Source organism: Microbulbifer sp. A4B17, assembly GCF_003076275.1.
Taxonomy (GTDB): Bacteria; Pseudomonadota; Gammaproteobacteria; order Pseudomonadales; family Cellvibrionaceae; genus Microbulbifer.
On record NZ_CP029064.1, the window covers coordinates 2,441,298 to 2,463,474 of the forward strand.

A 22,177-nucleotide genomic window follows, 5' to 3' on the forward strand; every position below is an offset into this window, starting at 1 on the left:
TATTATCCTGATTACTATTTCAGAATCAATTTCTTCGCTAAAACGAAAATACTATTAAAAATCATTGGGTGAAACTTAGTTGTCACGGCCGTGCAAACTGTGAAAACGATCACTTTGACCACAATCCCATTTTTCTATAACTCTTGCCAGCTCTCGAAATAACGGTCAGGAAAACCATAAACTCGAAGCGGGTGCAAAAGGTCGATCCCCCGGCGTTGCCAGGGGATATTCACACGACTTATCCTCGAATACGCCGCACCCGAAATTTGCGCCCTTTCAACTTTCCGTTCTCAATTTTCTTAAGTGCTTGTGATGCCACATTGCGCTTAATCGCAACATAGGCGGTCATGTCCAGTACGTTGATCTTGCCAACATCTTTACCGTTAATCGGGCGATCGCCGCCGGTTAGGGCACCCAGGATATCGCCGGGGCGGACCTTTTGCTTCTTGCCGCCATCGATTTGCAGGGTAGCCATCGGTGCCTGGAAAGGAGGTTCACTTAGTATGCTGGCTGGTGGCGGTGTATCTGGATCGGATAGTGGGTCCTGGGTTAGATCCATACGAACCAGTTTGTGGCCTTCCTTCTCGGCAAAAAAGGAGTAAGCGCAACCGCGCTCACCGGCGCGGCCTGTCCGCCCTATACGATGGGTATGAACTTCCGGATCTTTGGCGATATGGAAGTTGATAACCGCATCCAGCTTGTCGATATCAAGACCGCGTGCCGCTACATCGGTGGCCACCAGAATTGAAGCGCTGCCATTGGCAAATCGAATCAGGGTTTCATTGCGCTGGCGCTGCTCCATATCACCATGCAGGGCGAGGACATTGAAGCCAGCCTGTTTCAGATCATCGGCTACTTCATCGGTTTCGCGTTTGGTGTTGCAGAAAATCAGGGTATTGACGGGTTTATCATTGAGCAGAACACGCCGTGTCATCTCCAGGCGATCCTCGAAACTCTCAGTTCTGTAAAAGCGTTGTTCGATCACCTCGTCACTATGGGCAGAGTCAATTTTAACTATCACCGGTTTTTGCATCACTCGGGCGCTGAGCTTTTCAATTTCATCGGGATAGGTAGCGCTGAATAGTAACGACTGTCGCCCAGTTGGCACCTGCGCCAGAATAGTGTCGATAACGTCCTGGAATCCCATATCGAGCATTCGGTCGGCTTCGTCAAAGACCAGCGTATCGACATGCTCTAAGGAGAGTGTTCCTTTGCGCAGGTGTTCTTCGATGCGTCCTGGAGTACCAACGATGATATGGGCACCATGGGCCAGGGAGCCGATCTGCGGGCCGAAAGGCATGCCGCCGCAGAGAGTCAGAATCTTTATGTTGTGAATTGCCCGTGCCAGTCGGCGCAGTTCCTGCGCAACCTGGTCTGCCAATTCCCGTGTTGGGCACAGAATCAGCGATTGAATCCGAAACCGGCTGACATTGAGCCGATGCAGCACTCCCAAACCGAAAGCAGCAGTTTTACCGGAACCGGTTTTTGCCTGGGCTATCACGTCCTTGCCGTCAAGAATGATCGGAAGCGTTTTGGCCTGAACCTCGGTCATGGACTTGTAGTTGAGTGACGCCAGGTTTTTCAGCAGGGCGGGGTTTAGGGGGAGATCGGAAAAAGGTGCAGTCAAGGTGAATCCTGGAGTCGTTAAATATCAAATACACGTATTACACAAGCAGTAGGGAAAGTGATCGTCACCTACTTAGCCTTTGTTATCACCGCAATTTTGCAGTTTGTGTAATACAAAATTTGTATGGAATTTTAACAGTTAACCCTGAAGAAACCTATGAATCACCTTGTTCCCGTCAAAGCCTCTTCTATCCAAATTATCTTCTCGTGAGAAGAGAACTGGGGCACTGGGTAGCATAAACCCGGGGCCCCAATTTACTAACGTCAGCTTTGCTATCCTTCGCGGGCCTTCCACTGATAGAAAACCCCGGGCATCACTAACAACACAAACAGCAGTGTGGTTATGGTGCCGCCCACCATTGGTGCTGCAATTCGTTTCATAACATCTGCGCCGGTGCCATCGGAAACCATGACTGGTATCAATGAAATTAACAGTGTCAGGCTGGTCATTAGCATCGGACGTATGCGGCCAGCTGCCGCTTGGGCAACAGTCGCAGTATTGCTACACTCCGAGTTATTTCCGGCGGCAGATAAGTAGTGCAACATCAATAATCCCATCTCAGCGGCGAGACCAGCCATGGCAATCATGCCGACCCATACAGCAACGCTCAGTTTGTAGTCGAGCAGGTACAGCAGCCAGAAGGCGCCGATCAGTGCCATTGGCATGGCGGTGAGTACAAACAGGGTGTCGGATAGCCTGCCTCGATGCAGATACAGCAGGAAACACACAGCCAACAAGGTCAGGGGCACTAACCATTGCAGGCGGGACTTGGCGCGCTCCAGGTATTGGTATTGGCCGGCCCAGGCGATACGTTGCCCGGGAATCAGATTAACCTGATCGGCAACAACCTGCTTTGCGCGATTAACATAATCTGCAACGCCGATATCGCCCTTCAAGTCGACAAATACCAAGCCCACCAACTGCCCATCCTCATTGCGGATCATGGGCGGGCCAGTGCGGAAGTCCAGATCAGCCAGCTGGTTCAGGGGCACTTGGGAACCATCAGAGGAGGGGACCAGGATTTGTTCAAGCTGTTCAGGGGTATCCCGGTAGTCGCGGGCATAGCGCACTAACACATCGTAACGTTCTCGGCCTTCGATGGTCTGGGTTGCGGCCAGGCCACCAGCCGCTGCGGCGATCACATCTTCGATATCCTGAACATTCAAGCCGTGGCGAGAGGCCCGTGCGCGATCGATATCAAAGTCCAGGAAGTAACCGCCGGTTAAGCGCTCGGCGAAGACACTTCGGGTTTGTTCCGCAGTGCGCTGGTCACTGCGCAGTGCTTCTTCGATGGCCAAAGCGGTCTGTTCGATCTCCTCCAGGTTATCTCCAAACACTTTGATGCCGAGCTGGCTGCGAATGCCGGTGGCGAGCATCTCAGTGCGGGTTTGGATGGGCATCCACCAGATATTGGGCATGCCCGGATAGCGCAGCTTTTCATCCATTTCCGCCAGCAGGTTGTCCCAAGTCATGCCGGGGCGCCACTCACTTTTAGGTTTCAGGGTGATAACGGTTTCTACCATTGAGAGTGGTGCAGGATCGGTGGCGCTATTGGAGCGGCCAATCTTGCCAAAGACATGCTCTACTTCTGGGAAAGCTTTCAGTTCCTCGTCCATTTGTTGCAGTACCCTGCCCGCTTCGGTGACCGACATGCCGGGTAGGGCGGTAGGCATATACAGGATGCTGCCCTCATTGAGCGGCGGCATAAATTCACCACCTAGCTTGCTAATGGGGTAGGCCACAGAAACCAGAGCTAATACCGCGAGAGTGGCTACAACTTTGCGTTGACGCACGCAGAAGTGAATCACTGGCTGTAGTGTATGAACTAAAACGCGGGAAATCGGGTTTTCCCTGGTGCGAATTTTTCCACGCATTAGCAGTACCGCGAGCGCTGGAATCAAGGTGATTGCCAATAGGGCGGCGAAAGCCATGCTGTAGGTTTTGGTGTAGGCGAGGGGTTTGAATAATCGGCCCTCGGTAGCTTCCAGCGCGAATACCGGCAGAAATGAAACCGTGATAATAATCAGGGAGAAGAAAATACTCGGTCCGACTTCCTGCATTGCCCGAACGATTAGCGTTCTTTTCTCACCCGGAGACAATTCCTTATCGCCGTCGATTGCCAGCTTTTTGTGGATGTTATCCACCATTACCACTGCCGCATCCACCATGGCACCGATGGCTACGGCAATACCTCCCAGTGACATAATGTTGGCGGTAAGCCCTTGTATGGACAGTGGAATAAAGGCCAGTAAAACAGCAATCGGTAGAGTGATTACAGCTACCAATGCGGAGCGGGCGTGGAGCAGGAAAATAGCGATCACAGCGGCGACCACCAGCATCTCTTCAATCAGGGTGTTCTTGAGATTGTCGATCGCGCTATTAATTAATTGTGAGCGATCATAAGTTACTACCAGCTCAACGCCTTCCGGTAAGCCCGCACGGATTTGCTCGATACGCTCTTTAACTCTCTCAATAACCGTGAGGGCATTTTCACCGTAGCGCATTACTACGATGCCACCTACGGTCTGGCCCTCGCCATCCAGTTCGGCAATACCGCGCTGCATTGCGGGCCCCAGGGTAATATCCGCTACCTGATCCAGAGTCACCGGAATCTTTGCTGCATTGACCCCGATTACCACCTCTTCGAGATCGTCAACGCTGCGGATATAACCCCGGCCACGCACCATATGTTCGTGGCCTGCGATCTCCAGTACCCTTCCTCCGGTGTCGTTGTTACTGCGGCGAATGGCCTCGACCACTTTGCCAAGCGGAACCTTAAACATCTGCAAGCGATGGGGGTCGATTTGGACCTGGTACTCCTTTTCGTAGCCGCCAATGGAGGCGACTTCGGCCACGCCCTCAACAGAAGTGAGCCAATAGCGCAACTTGAAATCCTGTAGCGCGCGCAGTTCCTGCAGGTCGTTATTACCGCTTCGATCAACCAACGCGTACTGGAATACCCAGCCCACTCCAGTGGCATCCGGACCAAGCTTTGGCTGAACACCTTCCGGGAGCTGGTCGGCAACCTGGTTGAGGTACTCCAGAACCCGTGAGCGGGCCCAGTAAATATCGGTGTCGTCTTCAAAGATGGCGTAGACAAAGCTGAGTCCGAAAAAGCTCTGGCCCCGCACATATTTGACATTGGGCAGCCCTAACATTGCGGTGGAAAGTGGGTAGGTGATTTGATCCTCGACCAGGTCAGGGCTGCGCCCCGGCCAGTCTGTCATCACAATCACCTGGGCGTCAGACAGGTCCGGAATCGCATCCAGGGGGACACTGGTTAGCGCCCGGTATCCCGCCAGGGCTGCGATCGCTACAAGAATCAAAGTGATCCCCGGCTTACCGGCACAGGCCCCAATAATTTGGGCAATCAGCCCTTTGGGTTCGGAATTTACCACTGCTGCACCCCCGACTTCAGGCGGCTTTCCGCCGCGATCAGGAATACTCCAGAGGTGACAATTTTATCTCCAGCCTGGAGGCCAGAGCGGATAACAATCCTGTCGCTGTCGCCATATCCGGTGCGTACCTGCACCGGCTCCAGACGACCCTGGCCCAAGTCGCGGAAAACAATGCGTTTCTTGCCGGAGATCAGAACTGAATCCCTGGGTACCACCAGGAGATTTCCCAGTTCGGCGGTTAACATGATGTCCGCAAACAGTCCCGGGCGCAGTTCACCATCGGTATTGGGCAGGGTGACACGCAGCCGTGCACTGCGGTTATTGTGATTAAGGAAGGGATCAATCTGGGTGAGGGTGGCTGGGATTTCCTCGTGGTAGACGTTGGTTAAACGCACCTTGGCCGGCATGCCTTTTTCTATCAGCGGTAACTGATCTTCGTAGGCGTGGGCTTCAATCCAAACCTGGCTGAGGTCGGCTATACGCAGCAGGTTGTCGCCCTTCTCAAACGCAGAGCCCGCGACAATATTCTTCTCAATAATCACACCACTGGCGGGTGCAAAAATCGGGATATAGTCCTGCGCTTTTTGCTGTTCAACCAGCCAGTCGATTTGCTCTTCAGAGAGACCCCACAACAGTAGACGCCTACGTGCAGCTTTCTCCAGGGCATCGCCACGGCGGCGGGCCTTTAGATATTCGTCCTGGACTGCGAGCAACTCGGGGCTGTAAACAGAAAACAGTACTTCGCCGCGTTTAACCTGCTTGCCTTCAAAATCTGCATCTAACTCACCAATCCAGCCGTCGAAGCGCAGGCTGATATCCCGCAAGCGGGTTTCGTCATAGGTAACCTGACCGTGCAGGTGTATGGGGAGAGCGAAAGGTTGCCGCTCGACGATACCGGTTTTGATACCAATGGCCTGGCGTCGGCCGCTATCCACCACAATGCTGCCACTTTTCAGTTCATCGTGGCTCACAGGTTGCAGGTTCATACCGCAAATAGGGCAGCTACCGGCTTCGGCAGCTCTCACCGATGGGTGCATTGAGCAGGTGTAGTATGCGGTATCCGAAGCCTCAGGCGCAGATTTCAGGCGCAGGCCTTTGCGATTGGTGCTCATATCAAAGGCCAGATCAACATGCTTATCGTGGCCTGTCGCTACATCTACCACCATGGGCCAGGAGCCCACCATGGCCAGCTCAATTTCACCGGTGAAGATGCCGGGGCTGGATTCACTGATATCCGCGACGGCACGCATAGCTGGCATGGCGCCCATGGCAGGCATCTCGGCTACCGCGCGAACTTCGGCTCCAGATACCGGCTCATTGTCAGCATTGCGAACTTCAATTCGAATTTGGTTTTTACCAGCTTGGGGTTGCAGCGGGTCGACAGACACGGCGATCTGGAAGGGGCCAGCTTGCACAAAATCGGCATTTGGGGCTTCGGCTTGTGCAGAAATCTTCTTCCAATAAAAGGCCGCGCCGGCAGCGGTTAAGAGCAGGGTAAGGGCGATTAAGCTCAATGTTTTTTGCTGGCTCATAGGGCACCCTCCTGATTGAAGGAAAGGGGCATCTGCGCGCAAAGCACGTTATCAATGAGCAGGCCACCAATGGCCGCTATAGCTTGTTGGGAAATCAAAAGGTTCACTCCTAGAACAATCTTTCTGAAGCCGCCAGCAAACATGGGCTGGGGCATATTTCGCTAATCAGAGAGAAAGGGAGTGATCAAATACGCAGGCGTAAAGTGGCAAGCCAGGTTCGGTTGCCGGGGTGGGATTCTGTCGCTGTAGGAGATAATTCAGGCGCACTGAAAGGCGGAGCCAGAATTTGGGGCCATTGGTAAGTTGGCGGTGGCGCCAACTGGGGAAGCTCCAGATTCAAGTGTACGGCGGTGAGGGCAACTTGATGGTCATCAAGTGAAGTCTTCAGGGAGACCTGGGCATCATAGCCACAACAGTCATCATCTGAGTCTGACCCCTTGGCCATATCATCGCAGCAACATTCAGCTGATGGCTTGGGGTCCTCCATCATTTCGCAGGCGAGCACGGTCTGCACCTGCAGCATCAGCAGGAGCAGGGCCGCCATGGCAATCAGCTTGGCGCGAAATGTGGATGAGTAGTTTTTCATTACTGATAAATCATACAACAGAGATTGCGGATTCGACAAAGGTTGCCGTCACGGAATGACCCATTGGTACTTTCAAGTTTTTCCTTTGCGCCGAAGTTATAGCTCACGAGGCATCCCAGAACTCCATCTTTTTTTGGTCCTAATTTCGGCATCAGTTAACGCTTCGGCGGATATTTCTTAACGATAGTGAATAAGTTCCCGGCGTTAAGTGTGACGACTAAAGCACCAAAAGGTGTCCTTTATTTAGTCTAACTCAAAGCTTCTTGGCTGATACCACCGAAAAATAGCCGAGTGCTTGGTACGATTGAGGATCTACAAATCCGGCTTTATCGAGCACCTTGTTTGAGTGTTTTCAAAAATGCCACGGGAGGCCGCCTCAACTGCAGAGGCGAATCCTTGCGAATGCATTAGATGAGTGAAAGCTGTTGCTGAATCAGAATCCATTTCATTGTTTTGCCACATATCGGTTATGGAGCGGCCCTTGCATTCCAGCTCATACTCTCGTTGTAAGCTGGTGAGTATTTTCTTATGTACGACGAGTACAACATGTTGGGGAAGGGGCTGAACTTTGCCCACTTTATTAACACCACGGATGAGATTCTCGAAGAAACCGGCGCCAGTGGTACAGGTATGATTTGGAATCCGCTTTCCAATGGGCGACTCGCGTCCGGCTTAGCTGATGTGCCCAAATATCTGGAATACGATATCCCGATTGGTATGGGTATTGATGGTCAGGCCAGTGCGGATGACAGCGACCCATTTGAGAACATGCGCCTGGGTATGTACGCGGTGCGTATGAAATATCGGGATGCGAAAGCCATGATGCCGATAGATGTGTTGCGCATGCACACCATTGAGACCGCCAAAGTCTTTGGTATCGAAGACCAGATGGGTAGTTTGGAAGTTGGCAAGTTTGGCGGCTTTATTATTCTGGATCCGCGACAAATGGAGACTAGTCCGGTCATTCATCCCATTGAGCATGTGGTGTTAACCCAAAGCATTGCGAACCTGGAGGCGGTGATTGTTGGCGGTGAAATCAGTGTTCAACGCGGTGACTTTCTCCACGTGGATTATGACGAGGTCAAAAATCAGGTGACCGAGCGCGTCGCGCGAGTTCGCGAAAAGCTCGAAGCAGTGAAGGCCGAGGGGTTTCGGCCTGGTGGTTTGTGGTCGTTGCAGGATTATATGTTCGAACTGGAAGAGCAGAGGCACGGGAAGGAAAGGGCTAGTCAATAGGTATTTCTTTAGATCATCCAGAGGTTTCTATTTACCCGTCGGTCTCGCGGTAAAATCCCGAATCGATATCTGCGATCAGACTCGGTTCTTTCGGACTCCAGCAAAGAACCTCACGTGTCCAGGCGCTGGATGCAGGGCTGTCCGAAACCGCCATAAAATGGAGCCAGTCGAAGTACATCTCAGCGTCGTCGCTGGATTTGGCTGAAACGGGTAGGTCGAGGCTGCGGCCAAGCGCTTCGGCGATATCTATGAAGGGTACTGATTCTTCGGCAACGCCGTGATAGTGCACGCCGCCTTCATTCCGTTCCAGGGCCAGGCGATAAAGTCGCGCAGCATCCAATCGATGGACTGCACACCAGCGGTTCTGCCCCTCATCCACATAGACGGCTTCACCCTTCTGTATTGCAAGGTCAGCGAGCATGCGCACAAAGCCTTGATCGCCCGGACCATGCACTGAAGGGGCGAGGCGAACAGCGGCAATTTTCACGCCCTTCTGGGCCATTTCACCACCTGCGTATTCTGACGCAACACGCGGGTTTACCATGTCGCCGCTGGGAGCTAGGTCTGTTTCTTTCGAGATTTTACCCGGCGTCAGGATCGCAGTTCCGGAGGTGGTGAGAAAGAGGCGATCTGATCCGGCCAGTTCATTTCCAATAGCGCGAATAACCTCGCCGTCATATGCGCAGTTTTCAAAGAACTTTGAAAAGTCATGGTTGAAGCCAAGATGGATCGTGGCGTCGGCCTGGGCCGCGCCTTTGCGCAGGCTGTCTAGGTCTTCAAGGCTGCCGTTATGCGGCTTGGCACCAGCATTTTTCAGAGCCTCAGCGGACTTTTCCGAACGGGCTAACCCGATGACGGAGTGGCCATGATCTAATAGTTCGCGAACGACCGCCGACCCGACATAGCCCGTTGCTCCGGTGACAAAAACACGCATTGATAGCTCCTTTGGGTTACAACCTAGCTAAGAATTTTCGAGATAAGATTAAGTATTAGCCTGGAGATGATCAATAAGTTAAAATCTTAATTTTCTTCGCAATCGTCCCAATTTGTTAATGATGAAAGCCTAAGATGCTAAGGTGCGGATCGTTCATAACCCATTATCTCCTTTATTCATGGACCCTCTTTCTGACATTCTCTCTATCCTGAAACCGCAGAGCCATCTCGTAGGGCTAATCGACCTTGGGCATCCATCAGCGATTGGTTTTCCGGACCAGGCCGGGGCCCTGAAATGCAACACCATGATTTCTGGCGAAGCCTGGGTGTCGGTGGACGGAAGAGAAACGCCCGTTCATTTGAGTGCAGGGGATTTTTTTGTCCTGCCGACAGGTCGTCCCTTCTCGATCAAGACAGATGTCATTCTCGAACCAGAACCTGTAGAACAGCATATTTCAGCGCCCCTTTTAGAGCAGCCGTTGGTCGTCAATGGTGGCGGAGATGCGGTCATCGCAAGCTGCCGGTTTACTGTCTCACAAGCTCATGTATTCAGGTTGATATCTATGCTGCCCCCAATTATCGTCATTCCTGCCCGGGAGGAGGTGGCGGCCGACCTGCAGCAGTCAGTGGAGCTTATTCTTAACGAGTTGGTAAAGGCACGCCCGGGTTGTGCTTTGGTCGCGCAACATCTTTCACATGTTGTTCTGATCCAAACCCTGCGCCATCACCATGCATCAAAAGATGGCAAGCTAAGCTGGTTAAATGCGTTGGTAGATAAGCGCCTCATACAGGCTCTTACGGCAATGCATAATGAACCTGGCCAGAAATGGACGCTCAGTTCTTTGGCAGAGTGCGCTGGAATGTCCAGATCCGTCTTTGCGAGGCGATTTCAACAAGCAGTCGGCCAAAGCCCAATGGAATATCTCTCTTTACTAAGAATGGTCAAAGCCAGTGATCAACTCATGTCATCGGACTGTACCATCGCCGCGGTAGCGGAGAATTTCGGCTATCAGTCCGAAAATGCATTCAACACAGCGTTCAAGCGAATCATGGGAAGTCCACCACGCCAATACGTTAAGGAACGAAAAGGTCTTACTTCGGACACTTTTTCCGCTGGCTTTGAAGCATGAATATAGGTAAAACGAGCGATGTCTATTGAAGTAATAAATTGTAGTGCCTAAAAGGATATTTTCTAAAGCCTTCTGTTGAGATTCCGGCGTTGCCCGTTGTACAGGCACGGGTGTGGTGATGAAAGGCCTAGCTCTAGATCTAATCACATATAACACCTGACTTTATCGCAGGTGTTATTTTACTGATATCGACACTGGTCTTTGTTTGGAGAAAGGCATTCTAGCGAGCTTTAACTGAATAAGTCGTTTTTACCTCTTTATCGACTGTGTAGCACGCGGGGGAGCCATCAAGACAGGTGAGATCCTGAACAGATTTTCGATATTCAACCTTGGCTATTTGTACTCCGTCCTCAACCCCTGCATTTACAGTGACCAAAACAACACCTGAACTTGAATCAATAGCGGTTTCAACCTCAGGTACTGCACCGTTGAGGTCGTAATTGTAACCGGCTGCACGGCCAACGGCATTTGCCACGGAGTCACCTGAATCGCTGGGTTTTGGCACTTCGTTGTATACAATGCCGTTGGGTGAAGCTCTGATACATCATGGCCGTGGATAACAATCTGAACGCCTGCTTCGATCAGCATATCCTGGATTGGGCCGTGAACAAAATCAGGACGGTATTGATCAAACTCGTACGTACAGTTCTTGCCATCTTCTCCAGGTGATTGATGTCATAGATATGAAAAGGATCGAGTAATACTTCCCCCCAGTAGTAGGGGCTATCTTTGGAAAGGTAGGTTTTGCCAAACTCCGTATTTTTAACTTGTTGGTTATCGAGGTAGATGTAGCCAAGATGACTTAAGACCAACAAAAAGAAACCCATTCCTTTATTGCTGAGTTGCAACTCTTTACTTAATGCCGCACTGGAGTCGTAACCGCGCTCAATGTGTCCCGTGATATCCAGGTGTACAGAAACCATCAGGCAGGCAAAGTTATAGTTTCCCATTAACCGATCCCACATAGGGCCATCGGATACGCTCGGGGGTTCTATTCTTGGAGTTTTATTACTGCTGCCCATCGTCTGTGCTCCAAATAACTTGGGGAACTTTGTTCGTGCGCGAAATATGCTAGGTTGGTGGGCATACCAGCTAATGAATCCACGCCAATGTCGTCTAGGAGTTCCATTCACTCTTTCAACAAGCTTTAAATTGGTTGGTGATAAGGCGTATAAGTCAGCTTTGGCCTCCCAGTAGTACCATCGTTGGATATTGTGATGGCCCCGTGTTCCTACGCGGTTTTGCGGCCAATGAGATTTAGTTCAGTGGGACCACTACTGCGAATATCGTCGAGGCGACCGATGGAAGCAAGTGCATCAGGCCCGCCAGTGAGCGCGAGTTTTCATTCGTGAGCCAGTATGGCATTCCTATCCAGGTGGCCGAGAGTCATAGAAATAAGGTAACTCCCGATCTGTTCCGTCCTATCAGGGATTGTGAATTGGCGAGAAACAGGAGAAATTGTAGTAGCAGTGCGCTAAATGATTACAGCTGTCCCCTCAACAAATGTCGGTATAAGAATTCTTGATTATACTTATTAATAATTGATTTCCCGTCATATTCGACCGCGTGGCATGGTCTTCACTTTAAGTGGTAGTTGTAATGGCTGTAAGAAGGATCTGTTTTTGGCTTGTCGCGCTTTTCTATTCCTTATCTCCCTTTGCAGATGAATACATAGTTCAGAGCGAGGACTACGACCCGTTTACCCAGATGACGGAACTCTGGCTAAAGGGTGAGATTTCTAATCGTCAGATAAGGGATTTGGCACTTAGAGGCCGCTATCAAAACAGCTCTGCCGCTAATAGTGCCCATGTCTCCTTCTTTCTTGATGAAATGCAGGTAATTGCGCGGGGGAATTCTGTATCGGGTCGCTCTGCCCAAGTATCCGTCCAAGTTGATGAGTCAATTTTTGATCTGGATTATGACCTGGTATCCATGCATATGATGATCAATGGTCATGGAAATGGGTTGTCGAGTAAGCAGAAGTTCCTTTTGGTTACCTTTATGTACCGGTTAGCAGCAGAGGGCTGGAGCACGTCTTCTGGAGTCGATGAAATGGAGAAACATCTTATTTATCGAACTCTCGATTACTTATCTGAAATGCCTGCGGATCATAAAATGTGGGTAATTGCCAAAGAAATACAATACCCGGTTCATTAGAGTATTAATTCATTCCTACATTTAAGTTTAAGCGGCTTAAATAGCCACAACAAATTTTAACTTAAGCACTAAAAGTTTGGTTTCCTGGCAGTTGTTGAGGTTGATATTGATAGATCTTCAAATTGTTTAATCTTTGCCAGTGTGAATGGCTAGATATCAACTATAAAAGGATTTGTTAAATCTAAAGTTCCTATTGACGCTTAACGTATTGTAAAAAGGAAATTTATGGATTTGTCTGGAAAAGTTGCTGTTGTTACAGGTGCAGGAAGTGGGCTAGGTCGGGCTTTAGCAATACGTTTAGCCGAAAAAGGAATGAAGTTGGTATTAGCCGGATACACCTTATGTCATCTTGAATCAACAGCCAAGTTGATAACACGAGAAGACGCTGAGTGTATTTGTGTACAAGCAGATGTATCTAAACTTGGGGATGTGCAAAACATCGCCGATAGAACTTTAAAGCATTTTGATAAGGTGCACCTGCTCTGTAATGTGGCCGGAATAGGTCCTTTGGGGGCTATAGCAGAAACCTCTATCGATGAGTGGGAATGGATATTATCGGTAAATTTGTGGGGGCCTATTTACGGCATTCATGTATTCCTCCCTCATATCGAACAGAATGACGAGGGCCATATATTGTCTGTAGCATCGGAATCTGGCCTATATGGTATAGGATACGTTGGGGCCTACAATGTTTCAAAATTTGGTGTTGTAGGTTTAATGCAAAGTTTAGAGCGGGATCTTCGTTTAGCTAACTCGCCTATAAAAACTTCTGTGTTTTGTCCTGGTGCTATGAAAACTAATATTCTCGACTCTTCACGTAATAGACCTGCAAGTGTAGCGGTAATTCACCCTGAGTCTGAAGTCGAGAAAAAAGTTAAAACCAAAGTTGTCAAGGTGATTTCCGAAGGTATGAAGCCAGAAAAAGCTGCTGATATAATTACTAGTAGTATAGAAAGTGGGCAGTTTTGGATTTTCTCCCATCCTTATGTACCTGAAACTGCATTTCGGCAGGCGAAGGCTATGCTGGACAGTAATACGTTAATTGATATTTAGCTTAGTTAGGGAACCTCTGATTAATTCCGAGCCAATTTGGTAGTATTCAGCTATCCATCAAGATCTTGTACCTAGCCACCTTTGCCGAAGCAGCATATAATCTGAAGCGCCATGGAACTCTCCGCGAGAAGTTTCTTTCTCAGATGCATACTCTCATCCCATGGGGGCGACTAGAAGCCCATTTATCAGAGCTTCCTTAGAAAGGTCCTAGTTGGTACCTGCGATCAGAAAAAATATAGCGATTTCTTCCTCTTTTCCTGTAATCTCCATCTCTTTACATCTGTATCGTATTTTAGTTTTAAAAGGACTTATATGCAGGATCGAATTTCACAGTTGGATTTGTTAAGGGGAGTCGCTTTGTTAGGGCTTCCTTTAATGAATATGATAAATTTCTCTATGCCTATGGCGGCTTATTTGAATCCAAAGGCCTATTTGCCAAATGGCCCTTTGAATGATTTTCTCTTTAGCTTTTTCCATTTGTTTGCTGATCAAAAGTTCATGGGGCTTTTTGCCATGCTGTTCGGCGCGGGGATCATACTATTAGCTGAGAAACGCGAGCAGCAGAATAAGTCTGCTGCAAAAATTCATTACAGTCGAAATTTCTGGCTGTTATTGATAGGCCTTTGTCATGGCATCTTCATTTGGGATGGCGATATCCTGATGATCTATGCCTTTATAGCCATGTTTGTCTATTTGTTTCGCAAGCTACGCGGAAGTTGGCTGGTTGCACTGGGGGTGATCACTCTTGCCCTGTCTGCGTATAGCTCTTATCTGGCAGGAGTTTATGTGGAATCACTGTCAGGAGAAGCCAGACATGCAACTGCAGTCATTTTTGCTCCTGATACAGCGCAGATCCAGCAAGATATAGAAATATATCGAGAAGGGTTCTGGGCTCTGGTAGAGAGTCGTCTCCTTGGTGGCAATTTAGCCTCTGGTCCGGAATCGGCAATCGTCATCTCCTACTTTAGTCTCTCCATTATTTTAAAAGCTGCCGCTATGATGTTGCTGGGAATGGGCCTGTTTAAGTTGGATATCTTACGTGGCAAAGCCAGTTCGTCTGCCTACAAAAAACTAGCTATTGCTGGGGTGGCTATTGGTGTGATATTGACCGGTACAGGGCTTATCTGGAACTATAGTCATGACTGGAGTATGGATGATTACTTCACCTATGGTGCCATTTTTAATTTGGTAGGGTCTACATTTACCAGTATTGGTTATATCGGCTTGATCTGTCTTTGGTTCAAGTTAGGTAGGCACCTATGGATTAAAGGCAAGATCCAAAGTGTTGGGCGGATGGCATTTACCAATTACTTGGCTCAATCATTTATTTGCACTTATATTTTTTATGGCTTTGGATTGGGTTTATATGGTGAGCTGACACGTATAGAAGTACTTGGGGTCTGTGTGCTGCTGGGTCTGTTTCAGCTGGCCTATTCGGATCTTTGGCTTAAGGCATTTCGTATGGGGCCGCTAGAGTGGTTTTGGCGAACGTTAACATATTTCAGGTTTGCACCGTTGATAAAGGAAAGGGTTGTACCGGCTACTGAACAGCGCTTGTAGAGTTTATATCTAAAATTAGACGAGCTGCTGTTAGACTTGAGAATAGGAGTCATCGGTAGCTTGTTACCTGTACCATAGACTTTTTATTGCAGAGTGCTTTTAAATATTTTTATGGATTGATTGGCCGTAAAGATAAGATGGTGTCACATTAAAAAGAGGCATGATTGAACTTGACCTGACAGAGCTTCTTCTAAGAAGCGGGTAACTGTCAGATCAAGTTGAAGCTAGTAGACCTTTAATTACCTTAAGACAAAGAATCCTAAAATATCTTTTCAGTAATCTACAGTTGTTATTATAAAGTCACCTTCAATTGCACCTTCACTATCCTGGTCAGTATAAGCAATCCAGGCTGCTGTTTCACTGGCAGCTGCCAGCTTACTTTTCAATGCGAGAGCTTCCATCATATTGCGAGGCACATCGAAGTGCCATTGAGCACCCAGTGCTTGACATTCACTCTCTCCATTCGACCAGGTAGACTTCCTTGTAGTCAGTGACCACATAACAGGGTAATCGATAGCGCCATCATCTTTTAAGTCGTTTACATGCAGTTCACCATTTAACCGTCTTTTGCAGGCAAATGAATAGGAGCGATCACATTGGCGGTCATTAAAGCGCCCGTCGCTTCTGATAACAGCGCAGTCCTCTCCGTTACCATGATCATTGGGTTCTCCCTCTCCCCAAGACCATAGTCCTTTATTTTGAAATCTGCTGTCTGTAGCACTGACATCATAGTGTTCTACGGTGTTGATACCGTCATCCCAGTTATCCAGGGAATCGTCATCGCCACTCTTCCAATGCCGGTCCAATCCACCCCATCCATCGAATATTACATCGAATGACTCATTATCATCCCCAATATTGCTGTCATTTTTTGTCCAGAAAAATACGAATCTCTTTTTTCCATTTACACCATCATGTTTACGGACTGTCTCCCGTGATAACTCTCGAGAGGGAAGTGAGGTTCGTTTATAGTTCGTGACTTCAACCCCGTTGGGAAAGTCCTCTCTATAGTCTTGGGGTGTGTAAATGTATTCCAGGCCTATCTGATCTATAAGATGATTTTTAAAAGTTACCTGGGCACCGGACGATACCGCATTTTCGATATGTACGATTACTGTGCGGTTAGTGCCATATTGATCCTGCTTGTAAGCCCAATCCCTCAAATCTCCCAATACGGTAGCGATAGGAACGCGCTGAGGATCAAGCCAGAAATTACAATAGAATGAACCATGACAAAAATATTGGTCACCGCTGAACTGATGCAGATCCAGCTCAATGATCTCAGCGCCAATATCAATTTGGTCTTTAACCCTGACAGACTGTTCAGAGCCTAACCAGATAGCACCATAGGCATCGGAGTTATAACTGTTGTGTGTTGCAAGGACTTGTGTGTAACGAATTGGTGTTGAGTAAGTCAGGCGCCGTTGTAGCTCCAGTGCATATTTAGCGTGGTCATTGGTACCTTGTTCTGTCTCGTAATCGTAATAAAGGTTGAATTGAACCAACATCGAATAAGGATCCGTCTCCGCAAAGAGAGGCGTGCTCATCATCGTTATATAGCTAAATAAAGCGATGCAAATCTTCTTTAGCCTTTTCGAGAGTGGCCATGAATAGTTTTTTTTCATTATTATTCCTACTGTTCGTCTGAGTTTATTATTTTTTAAACAGCTTTAATTGCGCTCCCTATTATGACTGTCGAGATAAAAGTAATCGTATGCAGAAATACTTGCATCCCTAAACATATGAAATTTATTTTTACCCAGATTCCTTGTGAGGTTGGATATCGGGAACTTCAATAATCTTCAAATGTTTTAAGCATAATCCCCTGAAGGGCAGTAGAGTGCGAAACCAATGATATCGAAAAGACATACCCCGTTAGCTATTTTAAATGCATTAACGAGAAGCACCTCACAAAATTATAGTTTTATAATGCTTAAGTCGAAAACTATTTGCTATTATTTTAAGGTTTAACACTCTCTATCGTATACCCTAAAAATCAATCGGTGACGAAATGGTAATCAAAAAATGAACTGCTCATGGAAGTAGTGATAGATAGCACATAAGTAAAGCAGGGTAATAAGGGTAGGACTAGGGTTTTCTGGCTGATAATACCGAGAAATAACCGAGTGCCTGGTATGATTGAGGATTTACAAATCCTGCTGTCTCAAGCATCCGATAAAGCTCTTTGACTGAGTATAGTTGGGAGCCGTGGTTCATAAACAAATGAAAGCAAAACAAGCTTGGTGTTAAACGAGTATCATCGAAGAGCATATCGTGAATAAATACCTGCCCACCTTTTGGTAAAAGTGCGAAGGCTCTGTCGATCAAGATTTGGCATGTAGCATGCTGCCAATCATGCAACACATTGCTAAAGCAAATGCTATCGAACCCCTCAGGCCATGGGTCTCTAAAGAAATCCCCCTTAACTATCTGGATTTGCTTATTTTTCTTGAACTTATTTATATAAATTGCTGCTATATCGCAAACCGGCGGCAGGTCGAAGAGCAGCGCACTGCGTTCAGGATAGGTATCGCAGAAGGCGAGAGCAATGGTTCCAGAGCCTCCACCGGCATCGAGTAAGGTTTGAGCATTTTCAAAAATACCGCAGGAAGCTGCCTCAATTGCGGAGGCAAACCCCTGCGAATGCATCAGATGAGTAAAAGCTGCTGCCGAGTCATTGTCCATATCATTTTTTTGCCACATGTCGGTTACAGAACGACCTTTACATTCCAGCTCATATTCCCTTTGTAAGCTGGTGAGTATCTTTTTATCCAGGTGATTGATGTCATAGATTTGAAAAGGATCAAGTAGGACTTCCCCCCAATAGTAGTGGCTATTTTTGGAGAGGTAGCACTTCCCGAGCTCTGTATTTTTGACTTGTTGTTTATCGAAGCAGATATACCCCAAATGACTCAGGATCAGCAGAAAGAAGCCCATTCCTTTATTGCTGAGCTGCAACTCTTCACTGAGTGATTCACAGGAATCATAACCGCGTTCAATTAGCCCAGTGATATCCAACCTTGCAGAAACCATCAGGCAGGCAAAATTATAGTTTCCCATAAGACGGTCCCACATAGGACCATCGGAAGCGCTAGGGGGAGTTATGCTTTGGGTTCTACCGCTATTTCCCATCGTTCGTTCTCCAAATAACCCGGGGAACTTTGTTTGTGCGTGAGATACGCTTAAGTCGCTCGGCTTTTTGTACTGTGAAGGATTGAGGGTACTGCCTGACAACAGAGGCGAGGTTGTGAATGTTGTTCAAAATATGCTCATAGATGCTGTTGGCACTTGCCGTGCCGGTGAACTGAACGACTATTGAATCGGCAGACTTTTTTGTTTGGGTGTCGCTGCTGAGAAGCAGCTGAACTTCTTCAACGCCTTCACATTCATAGGTGAGCTCTATGATCTTATTGAGGTCCAGAAGGGCGCTGCATAAACCGACATTGTCATCTGCTCTCCCCAGAATAGATAGGCCATTAGGACGGCCACAGGGGCAAGTTGCTTTTTGGATCAGGTCACCTAACCGGTAACGCACAATCGGTACCGTCCACCCTGCACCTATACGGGTAAGCAGGGCGCCTTGATTGTCAGGTTCTATCAACTGGTCCGCTAAAAGGTGATAGATGTTCAAGTCACACTCAGGGGAATTGACAGCAATACTATTGGTTTCTACCGATCCATAGTCGCACCACAGTCCAGCATTAGGGAAAGCCTTATGTATGACCTTCAGTTTTGCTTTGGTCCAAGGTTCCCCCATCCAGATGATGGTCTTTATCGGGAGTTGGCTGCCTGAACCTAGTACACCTTCGGCAAAATCTGCCAGTCCAGTGGGTGCGCCAGCAAGTGAGTCCACATCAATGTTATGTAGAAGTGCCAGCCAATCTTCCACCTCACCAGGTATAAAGGGGCCCGTAGGTGCAATGGTGCACTTGGAAGCTTCTGCCAGTGTTTGAATGAAGTAGTGTGCACCCCATAGCCGCCCAGGATTGAATAGATTAAGAAGAACACTTTGGGAGCTGAGCGGGCGCCACTCCTCCAGTAGTCTTTGAATTGCCTGGTGGAAGGGTGTGTAAGCCAGCTTTGGCTTCCCAGTGGTGCCGCCGCTGGACATGATAATGCCTCCATGTTCCTGCGCGGCCTTTCGGCTGATATGCTTAAGTTCAGCAGGGCCACTAATGGGGATGTCATCGAGACAGACGGCAGAATCAGGTATATCTGGTCCACCGCTGAGTGAGAGAGTACGGGCGTGGGCGAGAATGGCATTCCAATCCAGGTGGCCGATGTTCATAGAGTTAGGGTAGCTCCCGTCTTCCTGAGGTTGTGAGGTATCAGGGGGACTGAGGAAATTGTAGTAACAGGGCATTCAGGTAGAGGGCAGTCTGGCCATTTGGAAGTTCTTGCCAGCAATACTGATGCATTTTAGCAACAATAGATCACGCCAGCTTTTGTCAGGGATTCAACTTCATCTTGTGGGATACCCAAGTCACCGAGGATCTCCCGAGTGTTCTCTCCGTAAAGTGGTGCTTGCTGAAAAGGCATTGGAGGAGTGTCGGGAATAGAAAAGGGGGCGTTTATATATTGTATTGAGTCACGGCTCTTACTGCGTGTATAAGGAATTGATACCGTCTTGTTATTATCTCGGACATAGGGGTTGTTAAGCGCCTCGGCGATATCATAGACCGGAGCACAGGGGATTTTACCCTCCATTTGAGCGCACCATTCTTTTGTTGTTCTCTTCTGGAAGTGCTGGTCTAGAGCTTCTGTCAGTAGCTCCCTGTTTTGCATCCTGCTTTCATTGGTCAAAAAGCGGGTATCAGTTTGTAATATATCGGAGCCTAACTCGTGACAAAGCAATTCCCAGAATTTCTGGGTTAAGCAGGCCACATAAAACCAGCCATCTGCTGTCTTTACTAATTGGCAAGGTGCTTGGGATGCGTGGGCTGAGCGTGGCTGCTTTCCTGGGACAATGCCTTCATTGAGAAACCAAAGCCCTTGGTAGCATAAACAGTTCAGTGCAATATCGAATAAGTTAGTATCAAAGTCACCACCCTTACCAGTTATTTCGGTGCGTAATAAACCGGAAACAGTGCAGAGTGCTGAGTAGACACTACCGAGGAGATCAACCACGGACACACCAACCTTTGTAGGGATGGAGCCAGGTTCACCGGTCACTGACATCCATCCAGTTTCTGCCTGCATGAGGAAATCGTAGCCCGGCCAACTTTTTCTATTGTTATCTCTGCCGTATCCTGAGAGATGGGTGCAAACAATTTTGGAATTTGCAGCCTTCAGATCGGCATAGGTAATGCCTAACTCTTCAGGCAAAGAACCTCTAAAGTTGTCGATAACTGCGTGTGACTCCTCAACTAAGGACAAGAAAACTTTTCTGCCAGCTGGTGCTCTGATATCTAGCGCCAGGCTTTTTTTATTGTGAAGAGTGGATTCTCCGCATTCGTTGTCTTTATGGTTGTCATCTAAATATAGAGAGCCCATCCTCCTTAAAGGATTTCCATTTTGTTTGGGGTCCTCAATATTGATAACTTCAGCGCCTAGCATGCTCAGTAGGGTGCCATGAAATGAGCCGGCGCCCCAAGTTTCAAATGAGAGAATTCGCTTATTTTGAAGGGGGAGCATGATGGTATTCCTGAGGTTTAAATCCGCTGAATACGCCCGTAATACATCCTTGGATTTTGTGGGTTAGCGAGTGAGATGGATAATTTATAGGTTGCGCGCAGTATCCTATGTTCCGAGGTGCGCTATTTTTTTCATTATGCGACTTCATCTCAGTGGTTTAATGGTCCTTTGATACCCCGGCAGCCAATTGAACTCTATAGGCTTTGTATGGCTGCTATTTTTAAGTTTATACAAGAAGATGTTTTTTTAAATTCTATAATTTTTTGTGATGCAATGATGTAGCTATTTCATTTGTCGTATAAATATGGGGTTCTGGCAAAAGATACTTATTGTTTATTGAGGTCGAGCGATTATAAGTCTTAACTTGGTGGTGGCGCAGTATTTTGCGTGACTTTAGTTGGCCGGCGCTTGTTTGTTTTATGGCTTACAGGTTCTCCATAAATCGCTGTATTTGATATTGGGTGGGTTTCGGTCTGTGTAGATAGGGAAAGGAGGTTACTATGCGCCTGCACTCAGCTGTCATTTTTGGAACACTTATTTTTTCCATGGAGGCCATAGCTGCTGACTATGACAGTCTAGAAAACCCATGGGGGTTTCGTCCATATGTTTCACTGAATGCTGGGGTTAATAGGCTGGAGGTTAAGCAGGATTATCGTACTGTAGGGGTACTTTATGACCCATATTTCTACGATTATTTTTACGAATATAGTTACTATAAAACCTCCAATTCAGGAAGTGAGCCTTGGGGCAGCGTTGATGTCGGGATCGACTTCAATGACTACCCGTTTGAGCTTCGCTTTAGCTATGGCAGAACAAATTTAGGGCGATCGACATCGGTAGAAAACATCGATTATATCGATGATGAAATTACAGTTATTGAGCGATACCAGATCAATCAGAAACATCGCCTGGATGTGTTTTCAATTACAGGAACTCTGGATTTATCTTGGTATTGCGACAGATCCTGTATGTACTTGTTGATCGGCTATAGTTTTGCGCAGTTAGACTGGTCATATACTATGGCTGAATTTTACGCGGGTGGTAACTATTATGGATCAAAAGAGTTCAGCAAAAGCTATTTTCATGTAGGTATAGGTGCGCGATATAACTTTAATAACTCTTTACGTATAAGTGCCGAATACGTGCTGCACAATATTGGTAAGGTGGGGGAGTATTATATAAATGACTTTGACCATATAGAATTTGACTTAAGGAATCTTAATGTGTTTCAAGCCGGTATATCCTTTATATTCTGATTTATACTTCTTGCTCGTTAAAAATGAAAGTATGGGTTAAAGCCATACTTTCATGAATATGGGAACTCAAGCCCT

General features: G+C 47.8%; 17 protein-coding genes. 6 read left to right on the forward strand and 11 right to left on the reverse strand.

Annotated elements, in window-relative coordinates:
* Positions 1–238: 238 nt before the first annotated feature.
* From dbpA to BTJ40_RS11015, 4 genes are all read right to left on the reverse strand, one after another.
* Positions 239–1,627: an ATP-dependent RNA helicase DbpA gene (dbpA, locus tag BTJ40_RS11000; RefSeq protein ID WP_108733133.1), complete on the reverse strand. Its 1,389-nt coding sequence runs from the start codon at positions 1,625–1,627 to the stop codon at positions 239–241.
* A gap of 272 nt (positions 1,628–1,899) precedes the next feature.
* Positions 1,900–5,025, reverse strand: a complete 3,126-nt coding sequence (locus tag BTJ40_RS11005) for an efflux RND transporter permease subunit (RefSeq protein ID WP_108733134.1) — start codon at positions 5,023–5,025, stop codon at positions 1,900–1,902.
* Entirely contained in the window at positions 5,019–6,557 is a 1,539-nt protein-coding gene (locus BTJ40_RS11010) for an efflux RND transporter periplasmic adaptor subunit (RefSeq protein WP_108733135.1), read from the reverse strand. The genes BTJ40_RS11005 and BTJ40_RS11010 overlap by 7 nt, the downstream gene beginning before the upstream one ends.
* 184 nt (positions 6,558–6,741) lie before the next feature.
* On the reverse strand, positions 6,742–7,143 hold the full coding sequence (locus tag BTJ40_RS11015; protein ID WP_108733136.1) for a hypothetical protein: 402 nt from the start codon (positions 7,141–7,143) through the stop codon (positions 6,742–6,744).
* A gap of 546 nt (positions 7,144–7,689) precedes the next feature.
* On the opposite strand from BTJ40_RS11015, the gene BTJ40_RS11020 reads away from it, so the two are divergent.
* Positions 7,690–8,379, forward strand: a complete 690-nt coding sequence (locus tag BTJ40_RS11020; protein ID WP_157954022.1) for an amidohydrolase family protein — start codon at positions 7,690–7,692, stop codon at positions 8,377–8,379.
* A gap of 31 nt (positions 8,380–8,410) precedes the next feature.
* Here BTJ40_RS11020 and BTJ40_RS11025 read toward each other — a convergent pair whose 3' ends face one another.
* Positions 8,411–9,313 carry an SDR family oxidoreductase gene (locus tag BTJ40_RS11025; protein WP_108733138.1) on the reverse strand — a complete coding sequence of 301 codons (903 nt, stop codon included), beginning with the start codon at positions 9,311–9,313 and terminating at the stop codon, positions 8,411–8,413.
* Between the two features lie 142 nt (positions 9,314–9,455).
* On the opposite strand from BTJ40_RS11025, the gene BTJ40_RS11030 reads away from it, so the two are divergent.
* Positions 9,456–10,442, forward strand: a complete 987-nt coding sequence (locus tag BTJ40_RS11030) for an AraC family transcriptional regulator (protein ID WP_157954023.1) — start codon at positions 9,456–9,458, stop codon at positions 10,440–10,442.
* 220 nt (positions 10,443–10,662) lie between these two features.
* Here the strand turns inward: BTJ40_RS11030 and BTJ40_RS11035 are convergent, their stop codons facing one another.
* On the reverse strand, positions 10,663–10,917 hold the full coding sequence (locus tag BTJ40_RS11035; protein ID WP_157954024.1) for a hypothetical protein: 255 nt from the start codon (positions 10,915–10,917) through the stop codon (positions 10,663–10,665).
* A 106-nt stretch (positions 10,918–11,023) separates the two neighbouring features.
* The gene (locus tag BTJ40_RS11040; protein WP_157954025.1) at positions 11,024–11,392 is read right to left on the reverse strand and encodes a hypothetical protein; all 369 of its coding nucleotides are present in this window, start codon (positions 11,390–11,392) and stop codon (positions 11,024–11,026) included.
* A 649-nt stretch (positions 11,393–12,041) separates the two neighbouring features.
* Between BTJ40_RS11040 and BTJ40_RS11045 the strand changes: the two genes are divergently transcribed.
* The 3 genes from BTJ40_RS11045 to BTJ40_RS11055 all read left to right on the forward strand — a co-directional run bounded on the left by BTJ40_RS11045 (position 12,042) and on the right by BTJ40_RS11055 (position 15,212).
* Positions 12,042–12,599 carry a hypothetical protein gene (locus BTJ40_RS11045; RefSeq protein ID WP_108733142.1) on the forward strand — a complete coding sequence of 186 codons (558 nt, stop codon included), beginning with the start codon at positions 12,042–12,044 and terminating at the stop codon, positions 12,597–12,599.
* Between the two features lie 225 nt (positions 12,600–12,824).
* The gene (locus BTJ40_RS11050) at positions 12,825–13,652 is read left to right on the forward strand and encodes an SDR family NAD(P)-dependent oxidoreductase (protein ID WP_108733143.1); all 828 of its coding nucleotides are present in this window, start codon (positions 12,825–12,827) and stop codon (positions 13,650–13,652) included.
* Positions 13,653–13,964: 312 nt separating this feature from the next.
* Complete coding sequence (locus BTJ40_RS11055) at positions 13,965–15,212, forward strand: DUF418 domain-containing protein (RefSeq protein WP_108733144.1); 1,248 nt, start codon at positions 13,965–13,967, stop codon at positions 15,210–15,212.
* Positions 15,213–15,484: 272 nt separating this feature from the next.
* Here the strand turns inward: BTJ40_RS11055 and BTJ40_RS11060 are convergent, their stop codons facing one another.
* The 4 genes from BTJ40_RS11060 to BTJ40_RS11075 form a co-directional block, all read right to left on the reverse strand.
* Positions 15,485–16,720, reverse strand: coding sequence for a lectin-like protein (locus BTJ40_RS11060; RefSeq protein WP_108733145.1), 1,236 nt, complete (start codon positions 16,718–16,720; stop codon positions 15,485–15,487).
* 580 nt (positions 16,721–17,300) lie between these two features.
* The gene (locus BTJ40_RS11065) at positions 17,301–18,272 is read right to left on the reverse strand and encodes a methyltransferase (protein ID WP_157954026.1); all 972 of its coding nucleotides are present in this window, start codon (positions 18,270–18,272) and stop codon (positions 17,301–17,303) included.
* A gap of 61 nt (positions 18,273–18,333) precedes the next feature.
* Positions 18,334–19,500, reverse strand: a complete 1,167-nt coding sequence (locus BTJ40_RS11070; protein ID WP_157954027.1) for an AMP-binding protein — start codon at positions 19,498–19,500, stop codon at positions 18,334–18,336.
* Positions 19,501–19,631: 131 nt separating this feature from the next.
* Positions 19,632–20,846, reverse strand: a complete 1,215-nt coding sequence (locus tag BTJ40_RS11075; RefSeq protein WP_108733148.1) for a CaiB/BaiF CoA-transferase family protein — start codon at positions 20,844–20,846, stop codon at positions 19,632–19,634.
* A gap of 500 nt (positions 20,847–21,346) precedes the next feature.
* Here BTJ40_RS11075 and BTJ40_RS11080 point away from each other — a divergent pair, with 500 nt between their 5' ends.
* The gene (locus BTJ40_RS11080; RefSeq protein ID WP_108733149.1) at positions 21,347–22,102 is read left to right on the forward strand and encodes an outer membrane beta-barrel protein; all 756 of its coding nucleotides are present in this window, start codon (positions 21,347–21,349) and stop codon (positions 22,100–22,102) included.
* The last annotated feature ends 75 nt before the right edge of the window (positions 22,103–22,177 follow it).